Source organism: Coprococcus sp. AF51-11b1 (assembly GCF_027682785.1).
GTDB lineage: Bacteria > Bacillota > Clostridia > Lachnospirales > Lachnospiraceae > Allocoprococcus > Allocoprococcus comes.
The window spans coordinates 132857-151068 of the sequence record NZ_JAQCZB010000009.1 but is presented as its reverse complement, the minus strand read 5'-3'; the positions used below and the strand labels follow the sequence as shown (position 1 = coordinate 151068).

Here is an 18212-nt window from a genome sequence, read left to right as displayed (position 1 = left end):
CGTTCTTGTTTCTTCCTCTTTCTTTTTTCCACGATTAAACAATGACATAATAAAATCCTCCTTTAAATTTTTATATTATTATATAAGTAGGTATTGAAAAACATTGAAAAAGTACCCTACAATAATAATTCCAAGCGTACAAATTGCTACAAATATACCTAATAATTTTGGTTTTACCGCTTTTTTTAACATAACCATTGATGGCAAAGAAAGTGTTGTAACACCCATCATAAAAGATAAAACCACACCAAGCATTGCTCCTTTTGCTAGTAATGCTTCGGCAATAGGAATTGTGCCAAATATGTCAGCATACAGAGGAACACCTGCAATAGTAGCAATAATAACTCCAAAGGGATTTCCTGTTCCTAACGCTTTCACAATCAAGTGTTCTGGTATCCAGTTATGAATGAAAGCACCGATACCAACGCCTACTAATACATAAGGTGCAACCTTTCTTGCAGTCGAAACTACTTGTTCCCAAGCATACCCCATTCTGTCTTTAAATTGTAATTCTTCTTGCGGTACATCAACTGAACTACCTTTACGAATAAATTCTTCAACTTGATCTTCAAGGTGCATTTTTTCAATCAATGTACCACCGACAACTGCAATTACAAGACCTAATATCACATAAACAATGGCAACTTTCCATCCGAATATACTCATTAATAAAACAAGAGAGCCTAAGTCAACCATTGGTGATGAAATCAAAAAAGAAAAGGTTACTCCAAGTGGTAAACCAGCACTTGTAAATCCAATAAACAGTGGAATGGACGAACACGAGCAAAAGGGCGTTACCGTTCCAAGCAAAGCAGCAAGTATATTCGCCCATATCCCATGAAATTTCCCAAGAATTTTCTTAGTTCGTTCTGGTGGAAAATAACTCTGAATATAAGAGATTATTAAAATCAAGACTCCAAGTAATACCATAATTTTAATGGTATCATACAAGAAGAATTGTACGCTGCCGCCTATACGACTCGTAGTATCTAAACCAATCGTATTTAGCAGAACTCCTATAAGTCTATTTAACCAACCCATTCCAAGGATTTCATTCTGAAAAAAATCCCATCCTAATTCTAGTGTTTGCATAATCAAAATCCCTTTCTGATATATAGTCATATTTAAATCTATCTATATATTGCTGTTTTATTATGTCGTGTTGAGAAGTGTTAATTTTACTTTCCACAACACGACAATTCGTTATCTTGAATTTCTATTTTGGTAAGAGCTTGTAAACAGTTCATTGCGTAAGCTGCACCCTCTGGAGAGATAGAATAATGTGTCCATTTCCCTTCTTTACGCCCTTTAACAACACCAGAGTCGCAGAGAATTTTCATATGGTGCGATAGTGTAGGTTGTGTTACGTTGATTTCTTCTAATAACATACAAGCACACTTTTCACCTGTTTTAAGTAACTGCAAAATTTTTATACGGTTTTCATCACAAAAAGCCTTAAAAATAATAGCAGTTTTTTTTGCGTCTAAATCCATTTTATCACCTCCCATAGCAGTTTTTTTTGCGTCTAAATCCATTTTATCACCTCCCATAGACAATCATCTATATGATTATTATATGCAACACATAGATGATTGTCAATATGTTTTTTTGATAATGGCGGCAATGAATTTCACCACCCAACAATTTTGTTACTTTACAATCTTCCAGTTACCGTCCATTTTTACCAGTATCAAGTCAAACTGTGAAATCTGTGCCGCCTTTGTCCTCTGGTCGAGATACTTCACCGATACCGACACCTTGACCTTATCCCCATCCATTGTAAACAGCGAATTGATTAGCTCGGAGTACAGATAATCAGTGTTTACAGGTTTCAGCGCATTGCCAGCCACATAGTAGGAAAGCTCCTTATCCGTAGCCGCCGGATACAGCTTGAAGAATGTTTCCAAGAACTCGGTCACTTCCTCTGTGGTGGTAGCGTCCACCGTTCCGTCACTTTCCGCTGCCTTTGGCTCGTAGCCGGATTTTGCTGGTATCCGGCTGATAGTCGGGTTCTTTGTGATTACCATGTTCCCGTCGCCATCTACATGAACCACCACCGTGTAAGAAGCAGCATTACGGCTGGTCTGGTCGCCCTCTATGATGGTCTGATCGACCGAATAGAGGACGGTATACTCGTCTGTGCCAGCCTGCTCCAAGTTCCAGATTTTCACCTCATTCACCATAGAACTGGTGGGAATATCGCTTCTCACCGTGTCCACGTTCAAGTCCTGCAAGCTCTTTGTTAGATACTGACTGATGGCTTTTGTCCTTGCTTCAATGGCTTCTTTGTTATTCCCCCATGAATAGTAGGCTTTGGCAAAGTCCTTGACAAAGTTTTCAATCTTGTTGGTATCCACGATACGCTGCTCTATGACCTCCTTTTCATGGACGGTGTGCATATCAATGGCAGTGAAATTCTTATAAACCCCGAAGCTGACACTGGCAATCAGCACCAGCCACAGGGCAATCACGGATTTCTTGTGCGTGCCTGCTTTTAGAACACGCACTTTTTTCGTCTTGTTAGGTTTTGTTTCTTTCTCTTTTTTCTTAAATCTCATAGTTACCATTTCCTTTCTGTCTTAGTTGGATTTCACACGTCCGGCACCAATGATGTGTTGCTGCCAGTACGAAGTGTTTAGGTCTGCATAGCCAATCGGGTTTCCGGCGTGATACATACGGTTATTTCCTGCATATATGCCGACGTGGGTGACATATGTACCAGCATTGTAGGTACTATGGAAGAATACCAAATCACCAGCTTTCGCCTGTGACAGTGGGATATGCTGTGTTACGTCGTACTGGTCTTGTGCCACCCTCGGCAGGCTGATACCAGCCTTTCCATAGCACCACTGCACCAGACCGCTGCAATCAAAGCTGGTGTTCGGGTTATCTCCCCCAAACACGTACGTCCAGCCTTGATATTTGAGAGCTTCATTGAAGATTGCCTGTACCGTAGCGTTGCTGAAATTAGGTACTGCCAGATATTGCGCCACCAGACGGACGTAAAACATATTTCCGTACTTGTACCGCCAGCCGCCATTTTCCTTGATGGAGATTTCATTCTTATAGGTCACTTTGACGCCGCCGGATTTCTCCCTTGCGAAGCTGACCGCCAGCTCAAAGGTATACTTTTTTCCGTGGCTTGCCACATAATCAACAAAACCGCCGCCATAGTTGTAGCTCTGGACGACGGTGTTTATATCACAGCCTTTTGCTTTTGCTGAAGCAAGCAGAGAAGCAAAATACTTACAGCCCTGTTCAATGGACTGCTCTGTTCCTAAAGAGTTGGGCGGCAGACCTAAAGACTCGCTGGACTGCATAACGTCCACCGCTGTGCCGCCGGACTCCACCTGCATGATAGCAAGCAGGTAATTCACATAGTCTGAAATGCCGTATTGCTTCGCATACTTTTCCACGGTCGGCTGGTGTTTCAAGACCTCTGCTGACAGGTTCATGCCCGAATAGTCAAAACCAGAACCACCGCCGCTTTCCTCGTCGTCTGCTGTGACAATAAACAGAAACAACAGCAGGCTGATAATCACCGTGAAAATCCCACCAAGCAGTGCTAAATGCCGCAGCTTCATTTTTTCCGTCCTTTCTTCGTTGTGTGGGTGGAGGATTTCTTCACGGTGTTGCGCTGGATGTTACGGCTCGTTTTCTGTGAACTGGTTTGCCGAATGGTCTTAGTTCCGGCAAAAGCTGGCTCTTTTACCGCCTGTGGCTTTGCAGGCTCTTTGACTGTCTGGGAACGTGCCCCAGACTCCCGTATCACTTGCGTGCGCTGTTCCTGTGGTTTTACCGCTGACTCTCTGCCTTTCGTGGTTGTTGGCTTCTCATAGCTTTCTCTGGATACTGCCGCCGGACGTTCCTTACTGGTCGGCTCTGTCTTAGGAGCTGCACCTTTCGCAGCGGTAGCCTGTGGTGTTGTTGCACTGGATACAGGCATTGTGGCTGGTCGCTCATGGACAGGGGCAGTACCTTTCGCCGCTGATCCGGTCGGCTTTGCTCTTTCCATTGCCATGCGTTTTTCTGCTATGGTCTGCCTGTGGCTGTCCTGTTTTGCCGCCCGTCCTTGTTGCCGGGTGGTTTTTTCTTCCACCATGCCACGCTTGAAGTCGGACACGTTTTCCTTTGCCCGTTCTTTCACGGAATGGACGGCGTAGCCAGCCTGTATTGGCATATCCTTGACCTGTTCTTTGACGGACTGTACCTTGTCCTTGACTCTCTGCTTTGTATCCAGCACCGCACCCATCTTAGAGCCAGCACGCTTGCCAAAGGTAGCGGTACTGCCGGATTGTCCGGTATCGTGGTTGGGGCGGCTGCCTGTGGCGTGGTTCTGCCTGTCTGCTGATTTCCTTGTATCGGGTTGACGGCTGCCAGAAGCCACCGCAGCACCCACCGCACCGCCAGCCATGCCAGCGGCTAACGTCCTGCCGACACGACGCTCCATGCGTCTTGCCCCTCTGTTTAATAGCATATAAGGTCGCCGGAGGATACGCCTGCCGACCTGCTGTGCGTCGCCGGACTGCAAGCTGAACATTCCCATCAAATCACCCAGTTTGAAATAGATACCTGCAAAGGTGACGATCTGCAAAAAGGCAATCATAAAGAACGGATAGCCTGCCGAGATAGAGTAGAACATGGTACTCACGCTAAAAGCGGCGGTGATAATGAGGGTAATGCCTGCCCTCATCATGATGGTGTTGAACAGCTTTGTGATGGCTTTCTTTGCCATGCCCTCGTAAGAGGGTATCATGGATAAAATAAAGCTCACGGGCAGGAACATGGCGTAGATAATGAACAGCACTTGTGAGAAAATCATCATGCCCGTAAGCAGGAATACAAAGACGGAAATACCGATATTGAACAGGAATAGAAAGACCACCGTTCCCAAGCGGCTCATGGTCTTTGTGACGCTCATGTTCGGATTGTCCTTGTCCTCGATTTCCGCAATCACCGTATCCTCTCTGGTGTCGGTGTCCGGACTGGCAGAGAGCAGGCTCTCCACACGGTCTGCACCCAAGTCCTCCATATCGGAGTTGCCGTACTGCAATAACAGCCACGGCTGCTGCACCTGTATGGAAAACAAGCTATCCCGTATCAAGTCCACACTGTCTTTCCCTTGACTGTCGGAGTTGGGGAGGGTGATTTTCGTACCCAGTGACAGTGCCGCACTGCTGATGTCCGAGGAAAAGTCATTGATTTTTGTAATGTAATTGGGAGCGTAGGCGATAAAGGACGCTGACAGGACGAATACAACAAGAAAGTTCACGACCGCATGGACAGCCTTTGTGGTTTCCCTTTTGATAAGACCTGTGTATGCCACATAGATACCCACCAGCAGCACAAGGATAAGCAGGAAACCCACGTAGAACCCCTGTGCAGCGAAGCCGCCTGCATTTACCCCTGCAAGGGTCTGGATGTTTGTTCCGATTGCGTTTGCGGTATCGGAGATAAAGTCCAGCTTATAGGCTTCCTGCACCACGTACCCTGTGGCATTGGAGATATACATACTCACCGTCCAGACAAAGTTGGTGATAGCGTACAAGCCGTACTGGATACTCTTGCCGATACCGTCCAGCCAGTTCCAAGGCAGCCAATCCCATGAGCTGTCCACGTAGAAGTCAAGCTGGTAGTTTTCCAGCGGATACTTAGAATACTGGTTGGCAGCGTTCACCGTGTCGTCCACCAATCCGGCAGCATAAGCCACCGTACCTGTGATAGATAAAAAAGCGAGGATACCCACAATGACTAAGAGGACGATACCTGTATAGCGCAGGATTTTATGTTTACGCATAGGCTTCACCTCGTTTCTTCTGTCTGGATTGGCGGTCTGGTATCAAAGGCGTGGAACAGGTCGGCAAAGACAGGATGTATCTGGATCACGCCCACCCGACCGTAGAGGTCTTGAAACAGGCATTGCCCGTTCTCCAAATCACGCAACCGCTTTTGGTTGTTCTCGTCGTCCTTATCCACCCCGAAAAATTCAAGGGTGTTCTTGATCTCGCTGATGTCCGTGGAGCGAAACGCAAATTTCAGACCGATATTGTTTTTCATCTTCTCGTCGTCCACATCGCCGGAGTTCTGTGTCACGAAATAAACGGCGGCGTTCATGGAACGACCTGCACGTATCAGCTTGTTGGACAGCGCCTTTCCCTGTGCCACCTGCAAGAACGTCCACGCTTCATCTAAATCCACCATCTTAAAAATGCTCCGGTCAGAGTGGATATAGTCGAGGGCAAAGGTACTGATTACAATAAGCATAGCCACGGAGAGCAGCTCCATTGTGGTGTATTCTTCAAATCTGGTGTCACGGTCTGGCAGTACCAAATCAGCCACCTGTATGATGTTGAGCTGTTTATCTAAGCTGATGGACTGTTCCACCGTACCGTCGGAAAAGAGCAGGTGGGAAAAGTCGTAGTCCACCATGCTCTCGATATGCTCCGCTATGTTGTTGGCAACAGGCGTGTCCTCTTTCCGCAGCTCGTCAATGACGCACAAAAGACCACGCCTTTTGCCCTGTGTGACAGAGCGGATTGCCTTTCTAAGTACGGGGAACTTGTCACCATCACGGCTACTGATACCTGTTAAAAAGGTCAGGATGTCGATTGCAAGGCTTTCAGCGTCTTTTAAGTTCTTCATAATCACGTAAGGGTCAAGTAGTCCTTTATTTTTCGCTTCACTGGTAAGGTTCACGATATTGATTTCCTGTGCAATCTCCGGCAGCGTTTCTTTCCAGTTTCCACGCTCGGATTTTGGGTCTACAATGACCGCACTGCCGCCGAACAGCACCGCATAGTAAACAATGAGGTTGTTGCAAAAGGACTTACCGCCCCCTAGTGAGCCAAGGAACGCCGCAGCAAGGGCGTTTGTCACAGAGCCTTTGACTCCCTGTGCCGCAAGGCTCGGTTTCAGATAGACGTTCCTGCCCGTGTCAAGGTTGTAGCCAATATAGATACCGTCGCTTTCCCCTAACTGCTGTGTCGCACCAAATCCAAGACCTGCCAGAAAATCGCTTGTCACGTACTGGATATAGTCATTGATATACCTCTTACTGGCTGGAAGAAATTCCCCATGCAGACCAAGCATATCCCCGAACGGGCGCACCAGCTTCACATTGAGGTCGTCGTAAAAGTCCTTGACTTCATCACAGCGGCGTTTCAGCTCGTCCAGGCTGTCAGCCGCCACACGCACCACGTAGGACAGCTTATACATGGACTCTTTAGATTGGTCTAAGGTGGTTTCCAGCTCATTTACAGAGTCCAGAGCGTCCACCACGTTGTTGCTGGTTTCGTTGTTGGACTCCCAAGCGTGGTTGTCCAAGTCTTTCAGCTCTTTCTTCTTGTTCCTTACCGTCGTCAATGCTTTTTTGTTGGTGACGATTTCCACATTCATAGACGTGGACACGGGGAACGTGAATTGTTGCTGCTGGTAGTAAAATATCTCACTGGATGGAAAATCCAGCTCCCCGACGATATTGTTAATCGTGAAGTAGGCAGCATAAGTCGTCTGTTCCTCACTGTCCAGCTTTAAGTACCGCTGGTTCTCCGTAATCTGGCAGCGTGTCGGACGGATAAGGTCAAACCGTTTTACCAGTGTTTCTTTTTTCAGCTTCTTTACCGGGAAGTCGTAGGCATAGTCCTCATAGGCAACACCTGTTTTCCCGTAGATATGCTCGATTAGGTAGCCAAAGTCGTGCTTTTCTAATCGCCGGATTTTGAACCGGCGGGAGATTTTGCTCTCCAAGAGTTTTTCCATCTTTTGGAAACGGGCAATTTCATCATTGCTCATGGATACAAAATCCCCCATGAGCTGGTGGTTGACCTCGTACAGAAAATCAGCAAAAGTCATAGCAGCGGACTTTCCGGCGTGCTTCAAGCTGATTTCTTCCTCGTTCACCAGCAGCTTAAAGCCAAGAAAAAAGCGGTAGTCAATCTGATTTTCCCCAATCATTTCAACCAACGCTTCGGTCTGTTCGTCTATCTTTGCACAAGCCACCTCACGGAGCCGGCCTGTGACCTCTTTTTTGGAGCGTTCCTGTGTCTGCCGGATACTGGACTCGGTGCTGATCTGCAAGGCGTGTATCTTTCCATCACGGTTCTGTGCGATAAGCTGCCGGAAGTTGTCATGTACCATGTACTTTTCCTCCGGCGACAGGAACGAATAATTGTAGGGTATCAGCTCATAGTAGGCAAAGCACTCCCCGTCATGGTTGAACACCAGATTGTTTTCGATATATTTAATGGGGAACATACACATCACTCCTAACTGCCGTTATGGCGGTATTCAATAATTCCGTTTTCAGCTTCACCGCTTTTCCGGCATAGGTCACTTTCGGGCGCAGCAGGTAACTGATACTGGATTTTAGGAAACCGTAGGGCTTCTTTCCGTCAAAGGTTTTCTGGCTCATGAACCACGTCACCGCCACAGGGATACCAAAGTATTTGAGGAACGCCCCGTCAATCATGTTTAGGGGCGGCAGCTCCGCAAATACGATCACCGCAAACAGGGATACCACGAACCAAGCCATCTGTGTGAATGTGATGGGGAACGGGAGCTGAAAGTCATTGATAGCGTAAATGACCTTTTCCACGCTCCAAATGCTGGTATAGCTTCTTATTTTCTTCAATGTTTTGTACCATTCCTTTCTTCTAAAATGGAAACAGCAGCCTGCATTTCACAGACTGCTGCTATTAAAATAAGCTGCCAGAATCACACGTTTGTGCAGGTCTGCCAGCTTGTTAATACGGGCACTCAAAGACTCCGTATCTGGTTTCTATGAAGCACCCCTCCAAGTCAATGTCACGGGCAAAGGCTTCATAGTCTATGTAGTTACGCAATCGGTCGGGTATCTCGCCCAGAACGCCGCACTCGTCAATCAAGTGGTAGGCAACGTCCACCATGTTGTCGCAAGGGTACTGGATGATGTCGTCCTTGTGGTCGTAGAGTTCCTCCACGCTGCAAAAATGGCAGAGCAGGTCGTCAATCACCTCATCCAGCGGATAGTCCAGTTCTTCCACCATAGCGCACAGGCGGTTGACTTCCTCAATGGGCGTGTACTCGTCGATTTCAAAGGGCAGCTCATAGTCATGGATGGCGTATTCTTCGTATCGGTCATTCAAGCCAATCCGTTCTGCCATCTCGTCGTAGTCCACAGGCGGCGTGAACCAGTCGCCTATAAGCTCCCCCTCGTTGTACTTGCCAAGGTTGGCAATATAGATACGCATTTCCTCCAAAGGCAGCCACCGCCTTACCGATAGCGGAATACGCCGCTGGTCGTAAAGAGGTATTCGTCGCTTTGTTCCAGCTCATGACCGTAGGAAATGAAGTCTATGTGCTTCATAAGTTCCGGCGGCAGCTCCCCGAAGCGGCGTTCCTCCATGACAAGGTATTCTGCAAGAGAAGCGGAGTCCGGCACATCATAGTGGCGTATCTCGTCCTTGTGGTCGAAAAAGTCGCTGATGTTGTGAAACCACTTTGCCTGTATATCGCTTAATTCATTGCCAAGGGGCGTGCCCTCGATTTCCTGCACCATGCGGCACAGGGCGTTGATTTCCCAAAGGGGCATATCAGGACTTAGGGAAAAGGGCAGCTCGTAGTCCTCAATTTCAAAATCTTCCTCTTTTTCCACGCCTAACTTTTCCTTGATTTCCTCAAAGGTTACAGGGCAGGGAAACCATGCACCTGTATACTCGTCCTCGTCGTCGCTATAAGGCTTTGTGGTGTTGAGGATATATAATCTCATTTCAAACATTGTTATGAATCACATCCTTTTATTGGGTAGGTTTGCGACAGGCGCAAACCCTTGATTTTAAGCTCCGATAATCTTGTTGAACAGGTTTAAGAGTACGTCTTTCACACCAGCGGCATTAAATACCAGACCGACAGCGATTAAGGCAATCACCAGAAAGCCAATCAGCTTGCTAAATTCTCTCTTAAAGCCTAAGTAAATGCCAATCACCACGATTGCCATTAGCACAAGGCTCTGAGCGTTACTCAAAAACCAGTTGTAAAGGTTCTGTCCAAAGTTCATTTTTCATTGCTCCTTTCCATTTTTTCTAAGTGGGTGTCCGCTTCTTTCCCGACTTGCAGGATACACATAAGCACCACGCCCATTCCCATGCCTGCCGATACCAGCAGCAGGTCAAACAATATGTGCCACATTTTTTATACCTCCTTGTCCTTGACAGTCATATCTTCCACGGTGACAGAGAGCTGCTGCAAGACCTTTTCCAATCGGTCGGAGAGCTTCGCATTTTTCACCATGTCTTTAATGATTGTCGTGTTATTCTGTTTATCCAGTTTTTCCGCTACCTGTAAGGTAGGGGCGACCTGCCTTGCCAGCCAGTTTAAGGTACGCTGGAAATTGTACGGTTCGGGTTCGGTCGTCAGTTTCAGCCGCCCACGCCCCTCACCGAGAAACCACGCCCAGCGGTCATTTGTCTGCCATTCGCTCCGTCGCTTTGTTTCGTCCTTATCGGCAAACCGCACATAGCGGTTGATGATGGAAAACGCAGTGCGTTCAGCGTCATAGTAGGTCAGCAGGTCACGCACCGCATAGTAAGCTCGCTCATTCTTCAAGCGGATTTCAAAGCGGTTCTTGACAGGCGTTTCCTCAACAGGGATGTCGTATTTCACGTACTGCTCGTAAGCTTTTTCATACACACAGAAGTAGACTTCTGATTTCAGCGAACCGATATAGAGCGTGTGCCCCATGCCGGACTTGTTTTCCTCGTGGCTCTGCACCAGCTCGCCGGAGCGGTAGGACTTGAAACTTCGGAATACGGAAATACATTCCTCATTCCTACATTTAGCGGTCAGCTCTGGAATGTCCAGTATCCCAACCATATCATTGATTGCAAGGTCTATCCGCTTGAACACGCCGCCCTCGCAGAGAGCGTCCGTGAAGAAGTCGTACCAGTTCCTATGCTGTGCCAGCAGGAAGTTTTCAAACTGGCGGCAGCCTTTTCCTTTCAGTTCCAGCAGCACCCCCTTTTCCTGTTCGGGGGAAACCAAGACGAATATATCCCCCATGTAGTAATGCTCTGGATAGGAGTAGAAGCCAAAGTCCTCATGTATCATAAAATCCAGCTTTAATTTAAGGATGGTTTCAACCACAAACCTCACGTCTGTGGTGGGAAAGCGTATCCGCACATAATCAAACAGCATGGTAAGCGGTGTTTCTGGATTGTACCGTTCCAGAGCTTGCAGCAGGTTTTCTTTAATTTCCTCGCTGGGAGCAGCACCGCCGGACTCTATCTTCCCAAGATACTGCCTTGTAATTCCAGCCGCCACCGCCAGCTTATTTTGTGAAACGCCATATGCCAGCCGTTTTTCTTTTAAATCCGTATTCCATTCTGTATCATTCAGTAAAAATCCCTCCATTCTGGAAAAAGTGTCAACTAGAAGCGTTCCAGTTGACATCCTCTGAAAGTAGAAAAAATCCTTGATTTACAAGGACTTTCCCAACTTCTTTGACTGTTTCCTATTGTATTTGTGCCCCCCTGTTAGATACCGGGGGCGAATGGTTGTGGCGGCAAGCCGCCCCAACACGGCTAGGACGAACCAGCGGCTTTCGCTTCGCACGCCGCCTGTCCGTCCTGCCTTTGGTCGTTTTTATTCAATCACCAATTCAAACTCCTGTGGATTGTCCACAATGTTATAGTCGGTCAGAGTACCCCCTTTTACTGTGTAACTAAGTCTGAATACGGGTTCACCTCGTTTTACGTCATGTTCAGATAAGTACACCGAAGCGTGCAGCTCATTGGGGATACCATAATCATAGCTGAACAGTATGTTGCCGAAGTTGTTTTTCCTGCATTTTCTGACGATCTCCCTTGCACAATCCATTTTGTCGGGGATATACAGCCTGTTCACCACGATAATAAGGTGTTCTTCCTTATAAGCTCCTGCCGTAAAGGAACGGCTGTTGTAAACTGACATTTCCCGTCCATTCTGTAAATAATCTGCCGCTATGACTGCCACAATAGATACAGCGGCAAGAACGATTGATTTCTTCCTGCCCATCCAGAATACTCCTTTACCCTGTATATACATACAGTGTACTGTAATACATCTTATTTTTCAATACAGTTGTATATATAATTTAACCAAAAGGACGGGTGTAAAAGAATGATGGTATACATTGATTTAGAGCGGCTCTTGAAAGAGAAGAATATCAGCAAGAACAAGGTATGTGAAGCCTGTAAGCTCCAACGCACACAGCTCAATAATTACTGCAAGGGCAAAGTCACCAGAGTAGACCTTGCGATACTTGCCAGATTGTGTGAATTTCTTGACTGCACGCCAAACGACATATTGAAGTTACGTTAAAGCTATGGGGATGTTCCCGTAGCTTCTTTTTTCACCTCCTTTCCTGCCAGCTCCCCAATCACCATTAAAAAGTCATGCCCTTTTGGTACGAGGGGAGTGTAAAACTCTGATATGACGCTTGTTCCCGTATCCACGTAGCCACGCCCTTTGATCTGCTTTAAGAAAAAGTTTTTGTCCACCTCACCGAACATCATAGAATACCCAAGCTCTGACATCCTGCCAAGTGCCACACGGAAATTGAACTGGTCACGGATACCGTCGCCAAGGTATTTTGCGTCGGGTCGCTGGCAGGCGAGAATAAGAAAATAGCCTGCCTGCCGCCCAAGCATGACAATCTGTTTCAGTTTATTCAAGACCAAAGCGTTTTCCTTTGTCGTCAGCATTTCCATAAACGCCACATACTCGTCAAAAATGAGGAAGTGGGGCGGCAGACCTAAATAGGCATAGTTTTCCCCCGTCTTGTAACCGTCCATGAGCTTCATGGTTTCGCTTCGTTCCATCATGCCATCATAGAACCTATCAATACATTCCGTAATTTCTTCCTTGCGGTAATAGACTTCGGGCATGACAGCGGACAGGTCGGCAAGGTCGGCGTTCTTCGGGTCAAGCACATACAGTTTGGCGTTGGTACGCAGGAGTGCTTCTATGATGGTAAGGATAAAATAGGTCTTACCGCCGCCAGTGCCGCCAGCAATGAGCATATGGGGGAGCTTGTCATATTCCCAATAGACATTTTTCATGAGCCGCAGGCTGCCACCTGCCGCCTGTACCTCGTCTATGGTAATACGGTTGGCAATGGTGTCATAGAGCAGCACATATTCCACAAAGCTGTCTTTCAGTTCTTTGGAAACCAGCTCACAGTACAAGCCTGTTTCCAGCTTCTTTTCCAAGTGCAGGAGCTGGTCTTGATATTTACCCAGCGTGATTTCTGCCAGTATGTGAATGAGTCCATTATCTAGGCGGTAGTACACTTTGGGAAAGTGGGTGATTTTCTCCTTTGACCTGCTGGCTGGCAGGTCTTTGAAAAATCCGCCATCCTGTGACTGCTCGGACTCATACCAACCATTTTCCAATATCATCCGTGACAGCTTTTGACGGTGACAGAGCTGTTTTATCCTGTCCGGCTGGTAGCGGGCGTACAGGAACGCAGACAAGCCGCACACCAGCACCGCTACTATGAGAGATACTATCATGTAGGGCGTGACCGTGAGCTTAATGCTGCCATTCTGAAAGAGCGAAACCGTGTTCCAGTCCGTATGCAGCAGCGTGTTGATATTCAAAAGCAGCACGACCGCAAGGAACAGGCACGCCAGCCGACCGCCCAATGAGCGCACCACCAGCGACCTGTCACTGGCTCGGATACGGTTGCCTTTTCTTTGAAAATTCCTCATGGCTTAGTCCTTTCTGTTATTTTTTGCCTTGTGGCTGCTGATTATGGTTCTGTGGGCTGGCTACTGGCTGACCGCCTTTATTCTTCAATACAATGTCGTCGGCTTTGATGTACCAGTCAACATCTGCCCCTTGAAACGTGGCGGTTGCCACCGTGTCTGCCACAGGGTTGATGATCTCCACCTCGGCGTTGTAGTCAAATTCTTTCAAAGGCACAGAAGCCGGGATACTCACCTGTATCATGCGCCCCTGTCCTCTGGACTTCAAATCATAGGTGCGCTCCTTAATTTCCTCGGATACCGTACCATCTTCATTCTGGATGTGTACCTCACGTCTAAGGGCAGAGAATTTCAACACCCCGAAAGTCTTTTCCTTGTCAATGATAATTCCGTTTGCTAATCTCATAATCTCTTGACCTCCTTATGCTTTCACCATGTCGTCAGCGGACAGGATATAGTTGGTAAATCCACGAGTGCCGATTTTGTAACCGTCAGCCGTGATTTTCGGGTTGATAAGTTTTACCTTTTCCTCTACCTCAAAATTTTTCTCTCCGGCAGAAGCAGGCAGGACAACAATAATGTCGTCGGCTCTCTGTACGTCAGAATACAGATTGAAACTTCGGGAAATGACCGTCATGCGCCCGTTTACCCGACGCTGCTCGGTCTTGCCCTCTCCGGCATATTCCAAGTTTCCGAATGTCTTTTCCATGTTAGGGATTACGTGTTTTAATTCCATATGTTTTTACCTCTTTTCTTTTTATGTGCGTAGCTTTAAGGAAAGAGCATGGGGGAGCTACAATCCCCCATACCCCCTAGTGGACTGTTTTTTTCTATCAATCAAAAAGACGATTGACAGAAAAGAAACAGTGTAAAGGTTATATGCGGCAGTTTGAATCACCCCGGCAGGCGGTGAGCGTGTATGCAGCTTCATAGGCAGTCACCTCACACTTTATTTATCACTGTCATGCTTCATGGAACGGCGTTTCTTATAGGCTGCAAAAGCAAGACCAGCCGCAGAGAGTCCAAGCAGGACAGCAAAGGCAGCCACATTGGTGTTATCACCCGTTTTGGGGGAGTCCGTCACCTTATGGCTCGGTGTGTCTGGTGATTCCGGTTTCTTTGGTTCTTCGGGCGCAGGTGTTTCCGGCACTTCCTTGATTGTGACCGTCTGCCCCTTGTCTGTGATGTCCTTATGTTCTGTGACTTTTACAGGCTTGTCGGGATTGGTGATGTCGTAGAGTTCCTCAAAGGTCACAAGCTGCCTGCCGCCCAACTTTGAAGCGTCGAACGTAAAGGAAATTTCCACCTCCATTTTGGTGTCGGCAGCGGTGAATGTGTAGTCATTTTCTACACGTTTCCCGTCAATGAGAAGCTCGGCATTTTCATCCTTTATCATCTGCCAGCCTTTGAGCTGGTATTTTGTACCTACTTCCAGACCATCCAGCGTGACCGTATCCACGATTGTGACCTCTTTGCCAGCTTCTATGACTTTTTCACCGTCTTTGCTAGTGGCTGTGGTATGGATTTTGATTATGCGCTCTGTGATAAGAACCGTCTGCCCCTCGTCCTCAATGTCTTTATGCTCCGTAACCTTTACAGGCTTGTCGGGATTGGTTACGTCGTAGAGTTCCTCAAACGTCACCAAGTTCTTGCCGCCAAGGGCAGAAGCGTTGAATGTAAAGGTGACCTCCACTTTCATTTCTTCTTTGTCGGCAGTAAATGTATAATCACTCTCCACACGCTTGCCATCCATGAGAAGCTCGGTGTTTTCATCCTTTACCATCTGCCAGCCTTTGAGCTGGTATTTTGTACCCACTTCCAGACCGTCCAGCGTGACCGTATCCACGATTGTGACCTCTTTGCCAGCAACGATTACTTTCTCGCCCGTGGCTTTGTCCGCAGCAGTGGTATGGATTTTAATAACACGCTCTTTGATGGATACCGTCTGCCCGTCGTCCTCAATGTCCTTGTGTTCAGCCACTTTGACAGGCTCGTTCTTGTTAGATAAGTCGTACAATTCTTCAAAAGTAACCAAGTCTTTACCGCCAAGCGCAGAAGCATTGAACGTATATTCCACCTTGACTTTCATTTCCTCGCTATCAGCGGTGAATGTGTATTCACTCTCCACACGCTCACCATCAACAAGAAGCTCGGTGTTTTCGTCCTTTACCATCTGCCAGCCTTTGAGCTGGTACTTTGTGCCTTTTTTCAGACCGTCCAGCGTGACCGTATCCACAATCGTGACCTCTTTTCCGGCAATGATTGATTTCTCACCCGTGGCTTTATCCGCAGCGGTGGTATGGATAGAGATTTCTTTTTCGTAGTCGTCCGTGAGCGTTCCCAAGTCAATGACTACCTTATCTCTGGAAACCACAATCTCAAAAGCCGGAATGAGCTTAAACCCCTTATTACTGTCGCAGCGCAATTCCTCAATCTTGTAGGTATCGTACAGCAGCGCACCTTTGGAGTCGTCCGGTTCAGACGTACCGAACCAGATACCGTCCTCCCTGGTCTTGCCCCTGTTGGTATTCTGCTTATGGGATACCCAGTCAGAAGCGGTAGAGAACTGTCCGTTTTTATCAGTCACGACAACGTGGCTCTCACCTGTGGTCTTGCTGGTAATGCGGAACGGAACGTCAGCAAGACGCTTGTGTGTACCGTCGCTGATTTTCACACCCTCAATGTCGCCACGCTTGATCTGGTTGTAGATGGATTGTTCCGCACCAGTCAAATCCACGATTTTGCCATTTTCCTTAATGGTAAATTCACGGGAAACCGCACCTGTCGTCAAGTAGCCTGCCGGACTCTTGCTTTCATCAATGCGGTATGTTCCGTAAGGCAGTGTATCCGCAGCCGTAGAAGCAATACCGTCAATGCCTGTAAGGATGGTTTTCACAACCTCGCCTTTGTTGTAGAGCTTGCCATCCACCAGCACAGCGTTCTCATTTAGGCTGGTGATGGTGAACTCCGTATCTTTTAATGTTGCACCGCCCTGTGGCTTCGTGTCCTTTGTTTCAAAGTCACGCTTCTGGACTTTTACGCCGCCACGGATAACCTTGTCGGATACGGAATACTGGTTGCTGCCTGTAAGTACCGCCAGCTCCCCATCTTCGGTGATCTGTGCCAGATACATTCCCTTAATCTGTTCCTCACTGCCACCTGCCTGCATATACGCACCCTCTAATAAGTAGCCTGTCGGACTCTTACTTTCAGATACGGTCAGTGTTCCAAGCGGCAGGCATGGTACGCCATCCTGTAAGTAGAAGCTGTCGCCGGATACCTTATAACTATCTGTCAGCTTTGTGATGTAATGGGTCGCTCCGTCACTGCCTTTTTCAGCTACGGTCTTTGTCGTCCATGAACGGGTCGGCTTTGCTGGCAGGTTGTCTTTGTTGTAGTACCCATCATAATAATTCCAGATAAACTCTGCACCCTCCAAAGAAGCTGCCCCTTGTGCCGCTCCCTTTGATGTTTCCATGTCTATCTTAAAAAGCTCAATCAATGTGGTTGTGACTTTGGGTGTATCGCTGACTTTCAAGGTGGATGTTTCGCCAGCTTTGACGGTCAAGGGATATACCGTCTTGTCTAATTGGAAACCTGCCGCCGGAACGGACTGCTCTTTGATATAGACGTTACCAGCCTTTACCTCCACCGCTTCGGTGTTCCCGTCCTTATCTGTCGTAAGGGTGGCAAGCTGTTCCTTGCAGCCTTTATCAGCAAAGACACCATACGTCGCACCAGCGAGGGAATAGCTGTTGTTTCCGTTGGTAATGGTGGGATTGGAGGACACCTTTTGAAGTGCCGCATTTCCCACATCCAGCTTCGCCCAGAACTGTCCTAATTCCTGCCCGTCGCCGGAATAGATATAGCCGCCGCAGTCGTAGCGTCCTTTGTTGGCTTTTACAAATGCCTTTGCGCCAGCGTATACCTCGTCTTGTACCTCTTTGGATACCTCGTCATAGGCAGCTCGTACATTGTCGCAGTTCCATCCTAAATGTACGCTCAAACGCTGCCAGACAACGCATTGCTCCAATAGATAGACCTGTTTGTAATTCAGCTCCTTGTGGCTGGCTGCATACTGTTTGACGTATTCCAGTGAGAGGGCAACGTCAGCAATCTGGTCGGCACTCATACGGGAACTTGCGTCCGAACGAGTTTTGTAGCCGGACTGAAAATCTGTGTTGATGTCAATACAGTAGGCGGTTTCTCCCTCCACCTGCATAATGCCCTCATGGAATGTAGAACCGATACTGCCATCATTCATGACTTTTTCTACATAGCCTGCCTTTTCCTGTGCGTCTGTCCAGTATTGCTTCTCCGCAGCCTGTACCTGTGAAGCTGGTAAGGTGGCGAATACCGCAGCCAGACTTAGTACGCCAGCAAGCAGACGGTTCATAATCTTTTTCATATCGTTGTAAATCCTCCTTTCGTGATTTTGGTTAAAAAAATAGACGCTCATTTCTGAACGTCCGGTCTATCGAAACTATGGAA

The 18212-nt window shown here is 47.5% G+C and carries 18 protein-coding genes; 1 reads left to right on the top strand and 17 read right to left on the bottom strand.

Going from position 1 to position 18212, the window contains the following annotated elements; translation table 11 throughout:
* Window positions 1–78: 78 nt before the first annotated feature.
* The 13 genes from PGY05_RS10355 to PGY05_RS10295 form a co-directional block, all read right to left on the bottom strand.
* Window positions 79–1092, bottom strand: coding sequence for a permease (locus PGY05_RS10355; protein WP_270475833.1), 1014 nt, complete (start codon window positions 1090–1092; stop codon window positions 79–81).
* An 86-nt stretch (window positions 1093–1178) separates the two neighbouring features.
* Window positions 1179–1535: a metalloregulator ArsR/SmtB family transcription factor gene (locus PGY05_RS10350; RefSeq protein WP_330672993.1), complete on the bottom strand. Its 357-nt coding sequence runs from the start codon at window positions 1533–1535 to the stop codon at window positions 1179–1181.
* Window positions 1536–1649: 114 nt separating this feature from the next.
* Entirely contained in the window at window positions 1650–2558 is a 909-nt protein-coding gene (locus PGY05_RS10345; protein WP_242410374.1) for a conjugal transfer protein, read from the bottom strand.
* 21 nt (window positions 2559–2579) lie between these two features.
* The gene (locus PGY05_RS10340; RefSeq protein WP_242410375.1) at window positions 2580–3584 is read right to left on the bottom strand and encodes a bifunctional lytic transglycosylase/C40 family peptidase; all 1005 of its coding nucleotides are present in this window, start codon (window positions 3582–3584) and stop codon (window positions 2580–2582) included.
* Complete coding sequence (locus tag PGY05_RS10335; protein ID WP_247230543.1) at window positions 3581–5797, bottom strand: CD3337/EF1877 family mobilome membrane protein; 2217 nt, start codon at window positions 5795–5797, stop codon at window positions 3581–3583. The genes PGY05_RS10340 and PGY05_RS10335 overlap by 4 nt, the downstream gene beginning before the upstream one ends.
* A gap of 5 nt (window positions 5798–5802) precedes the next feature.
* A complete protein-coding gene (locus tag PGY05_RS10330) occupies window positions 5803–8253 on the bottom strand; it encodes an ATP-binding protein (protein ID WP_242410377.1) in 2451 nt (816 codons plus the stop codon).
* Window positions 8240–8629, bottom strand: a complete 390-nt coding sequence (locus tag PGY05_RS10325; protein ID WP_002592290.1) for a conjugal transfer protein — start codon at window positions 8627–8629, stop codon at window positions 8240–8242. Before PGY05_RS10325 ends, PGY05_RS10330 begins: the two co-directional genes overlap by 14 nt.
* A gap of 112 nt (window positions 8630–8741) precedes the next feature.
* Window positions 8742–9227: an antirestriction protein ArdA gene (locus PGY05_RS10320; RefSeq protein ID WP_256162097.1), complete on the bottom strand. Its 486-nt coding sequence runs from the start codon at window positions 9225–9227 to the stop codon at window positions 8742–8744.
* Between the two features lie 23 nt (window positions 9228–9250).
* Window positions 9251–9754: an antirestriction protein ArdA gene (locus PGY05_RS10315; RefSeq protein WP_270475829.1), complete on the bottom strand. Its 504-nt coding sequence runs from the start codon at window positions 9752–9754 to the stop codon at window positions 9251–9253.
* A 57-nt stretch (window positions 9755–9811) separates the two neighbouring features.
* On the bottom strand, window positions 9812–10033 hold the full coding sequence (locus tag PGY05_RS10310; RefSeq protein WP_018597649.1) for a hypothetical protein: 222 nt from the start codon (window positions 10031–10033) through the stop codon (window positions 9812–9814).
* Window positions 10030–10164, bottom strand: a complete 135-nt coding sequence (locus tag PGY05_RS10305; RefSeq protein WP_242410380.1) for a DUF3789 domain-containing protein — start codon at window positions 10162–10164, stop codon at window positions 10030–10032. Before PGY05_RS10305 ends, PGY05_RS10310 begins: the two co-directional genes overlap by 4 nt.
* 3 nt (window positions 10165–10167) lie before the next feature.
* Complete coding sequence (gene mobT, locus PGY05_RS10300) at window positions 10168–11385, bottom strand: MobT family relaxase (protein ID WP_242410440.1); 1218 nt, start codon at window positions 11383–11385, stop codon at window positions 10168–10170.
* A 231-nt stretch (window positions 11386–11616) separates the two neighbouring features.
* Window positions 11617–12027 carry a hypothetical protein gene (locus PGY05_RS10295; RefSeq protein WP_242410381.1) on the bottom strand — a complete coding sequence of 137 codons (411 nt, stop codon included), beginning with the start codon at window positions 12025–12027 and terminating at the stop codon, window positions 11617–11619.
* 105 nt (window positions 12028–12132) lie between these two features.
* Between PGY05_RS10295 and PGY05_RS10290 the strand changes: the two genes are divergently transcribed.
* Window positions 12133–12333, top strand: coding sequence for a helix-turn-helix domain-containing protein (locus PGY05_RS10290; protein ID WP_044953538.1), 201 nt, complete (start codon window positions 12133–12135; stop codon window positions 12331–12333).
* Between the two features lie 2 nt (window positions 12334–12335).
* Here PGY05_RS10290 and PGY05_RS10285 read toward each other — a convergent pair whose 3' ends face one another.
* The 4 genes from PGY05_RS10285 to PGY05_RS10270 all read right to left on the bottom strand — a co-directional run bounded on the left by PGY05_RS10285 (window position 12336) and on the right by PGY05_RS10270 (window position 18129).
* Window positions 12336–13724, bottom strand: a complete 1389-nt coding sequence (locus PGY05_RS10285; RefSeq protein ID WP_256162062.1) for an FtsK/SpoIIIE domain-containing protein — start codon at window positions 13722–13724, stop codon at window positions 12336–12338.
* Window positions 13725–13740: 16 nt separating this feature from the next.
* Window positions 13741–14127 carry a YdcP family protein gene (locus PGY05_RS10280; RefSeq protein ID WP_256162063.1) on the bottom strand — a complete coding sequence of 129 codons (387 nt, stop codon included), beginning with the start codon at window positions 14125–14127 and terminating at the stop codon, window positions 13741–13743.
* 15 nt (window positions 14128–14142) lie between these two features.
* Window positions 14143–14457 (bottom strand): YdcP family protein, encoded by a 315-nt coding sequence (locus PGY05_RS10275; RefSeq protein WP_018597326.1) that lies wholly within the window; start codon window positions 14455–14457, stop codon window positions 14143–14145.
* A gap of 213 nt (window positions 14458–14670) precedes the next feature.
* Entirely contained in the window at window positions 14671–18129 is a 3459-nt protein-coding gene (locus PGY05_RS10270) for a VaFE repeat-containing surface-anchored protein (RefSeq protein WP_256162064.1), read from the bottom strand.
* Window positions 18130–18212: the final 83 nt, after the last annotated feature.

What these genes read in the sequence shown, in the direction of transcription:
- PGY05_RS10355 (WP_270475833.1), bottom strand. Translation starts at nt 1,092, where the DNA reads ATGCAAACACTAGAATTAGGATGGGATTTTTTTCAGAATGAAATCCTT.
- PGY05_RS10340 (WP_242410375.1), bottom strand. Translation starts at nt 3,584, where the DNA reads ATGAAGCTGCGGCATTTAGCACTGCTTGGTGGGATTTTCACGGTGATT.
- PGY05_RS10295 (WP_242410381.1), bottom strand. Translation starts at nt 12,027, where the DNA reads ATGGGCAGGAAGAAATCAATCGTTCTTGCCGCTGTATCTATTGTGGCA.
- PGY05_RS10270 (WP_256162064.1), bottom strand. Translation starts at nt 18,129, where the DNA reads ATGAAAAAGATTATGAACCGTCTGCTTGCTGGCGTACTAAGTCTGGCT.
- PGY05_RS10280 (WP_256162063.1), bottom strand. Translation starts at nt 14,127, where the DNA reads ATGAGATTAGCAAACGGAATTATCATTGACAAGGAAAAGACTTTCGGG.
- PGY05_RS10275 (WP_018597326.1), bottom strand. Translation starts at nt 14,457, where the DNA reads ATGGAATTAAAACACGTAATCCCTAACATGGAAAAGACATTCGGAAAC.
- PGY05_RS10330 (WP_242410377.1), bottom strand. Translation starts at nt 8,253, where the DNA reads ATGTTCCCCATTAAATATATCGAAAACAATCTGGTGTTCAACCATGAC.
- PGY05_RS10310 (WP_018597649.1), bottom strand. Translation starts at nt 10,033, where the DNA reads ATGAACTTTGGACAGAACCTTTACAACTGGTTTTTGAGTAACGCTCAG.
- PGY05_RS10345 (WP_242410374.1), bottom strand. Translation starts at nt 2,558, where the DNA reads ATGAGATTTAAGAAAAAAGAGAAAGAAACAAAACCTAACAAGACGAAA.
- mobT (WP_242410440.1), bottom strand. Translation starts at nt 11,385, where the DNA reads ATGGAGGGATTTTTACTGAATGATACAGAATGGAATACGGATTTAAAA.
- PGY05_RS10350 (WP_330672993.1), bottom strand. Translation starts at nt 1,535, where the DNA reads ATGGATTTAGACGCAAAAAAAACTGCTATGGGAGGTGATAAAATGGAT.
- PGY05_RS10285 (WP_256162062.1), bottom strand. Translation starts at nt 13,724, where the DNA reads ATGAGGAATTTTCAAAGAAAAGGCAACCGTATCCGAGCCAGTGACAGG.
- PGY05_RS10290 (WP_044953538.1), top strand. Translation starts at nt 12,133, where the DNA reads ATGATGGTATACATTGATTTAGAGCGGCTCTTGAAAGAGAAGAATATC.
- PGY05_RS10315 (WP_270475829.1), bottom strand. Translation starts at nt 9,754, where the DNA reads ATGTTTGAAATGAGATTATATATCCTCAACACCACAAAGCCTTATAGC.
- PGY05_RS10335 (WP_247230543.1), bottom strand. Translation starts at nt 5,797, where the DNA reads ATGCGTAAACATAAAATCCTGCGCTATACAGGTATCGTCCTCTTAGTC.
- PGY05_RS10320 (WP_256162097.1), bottom strand. Translation starts at nt 9,227, where the DNA reads ATGCGTATCTATATTGCCAACCTTGGCAAGTACAACGAGGGGGAGCTT.
- PGY05_RS10305 (WP_242410380.1), bottom strand. Translation starts at nt 10,164, where the DNA reads ATGTGGCACATATTGTTTGACCTGCTGCTGGTATCGGCAGGCATGGGA.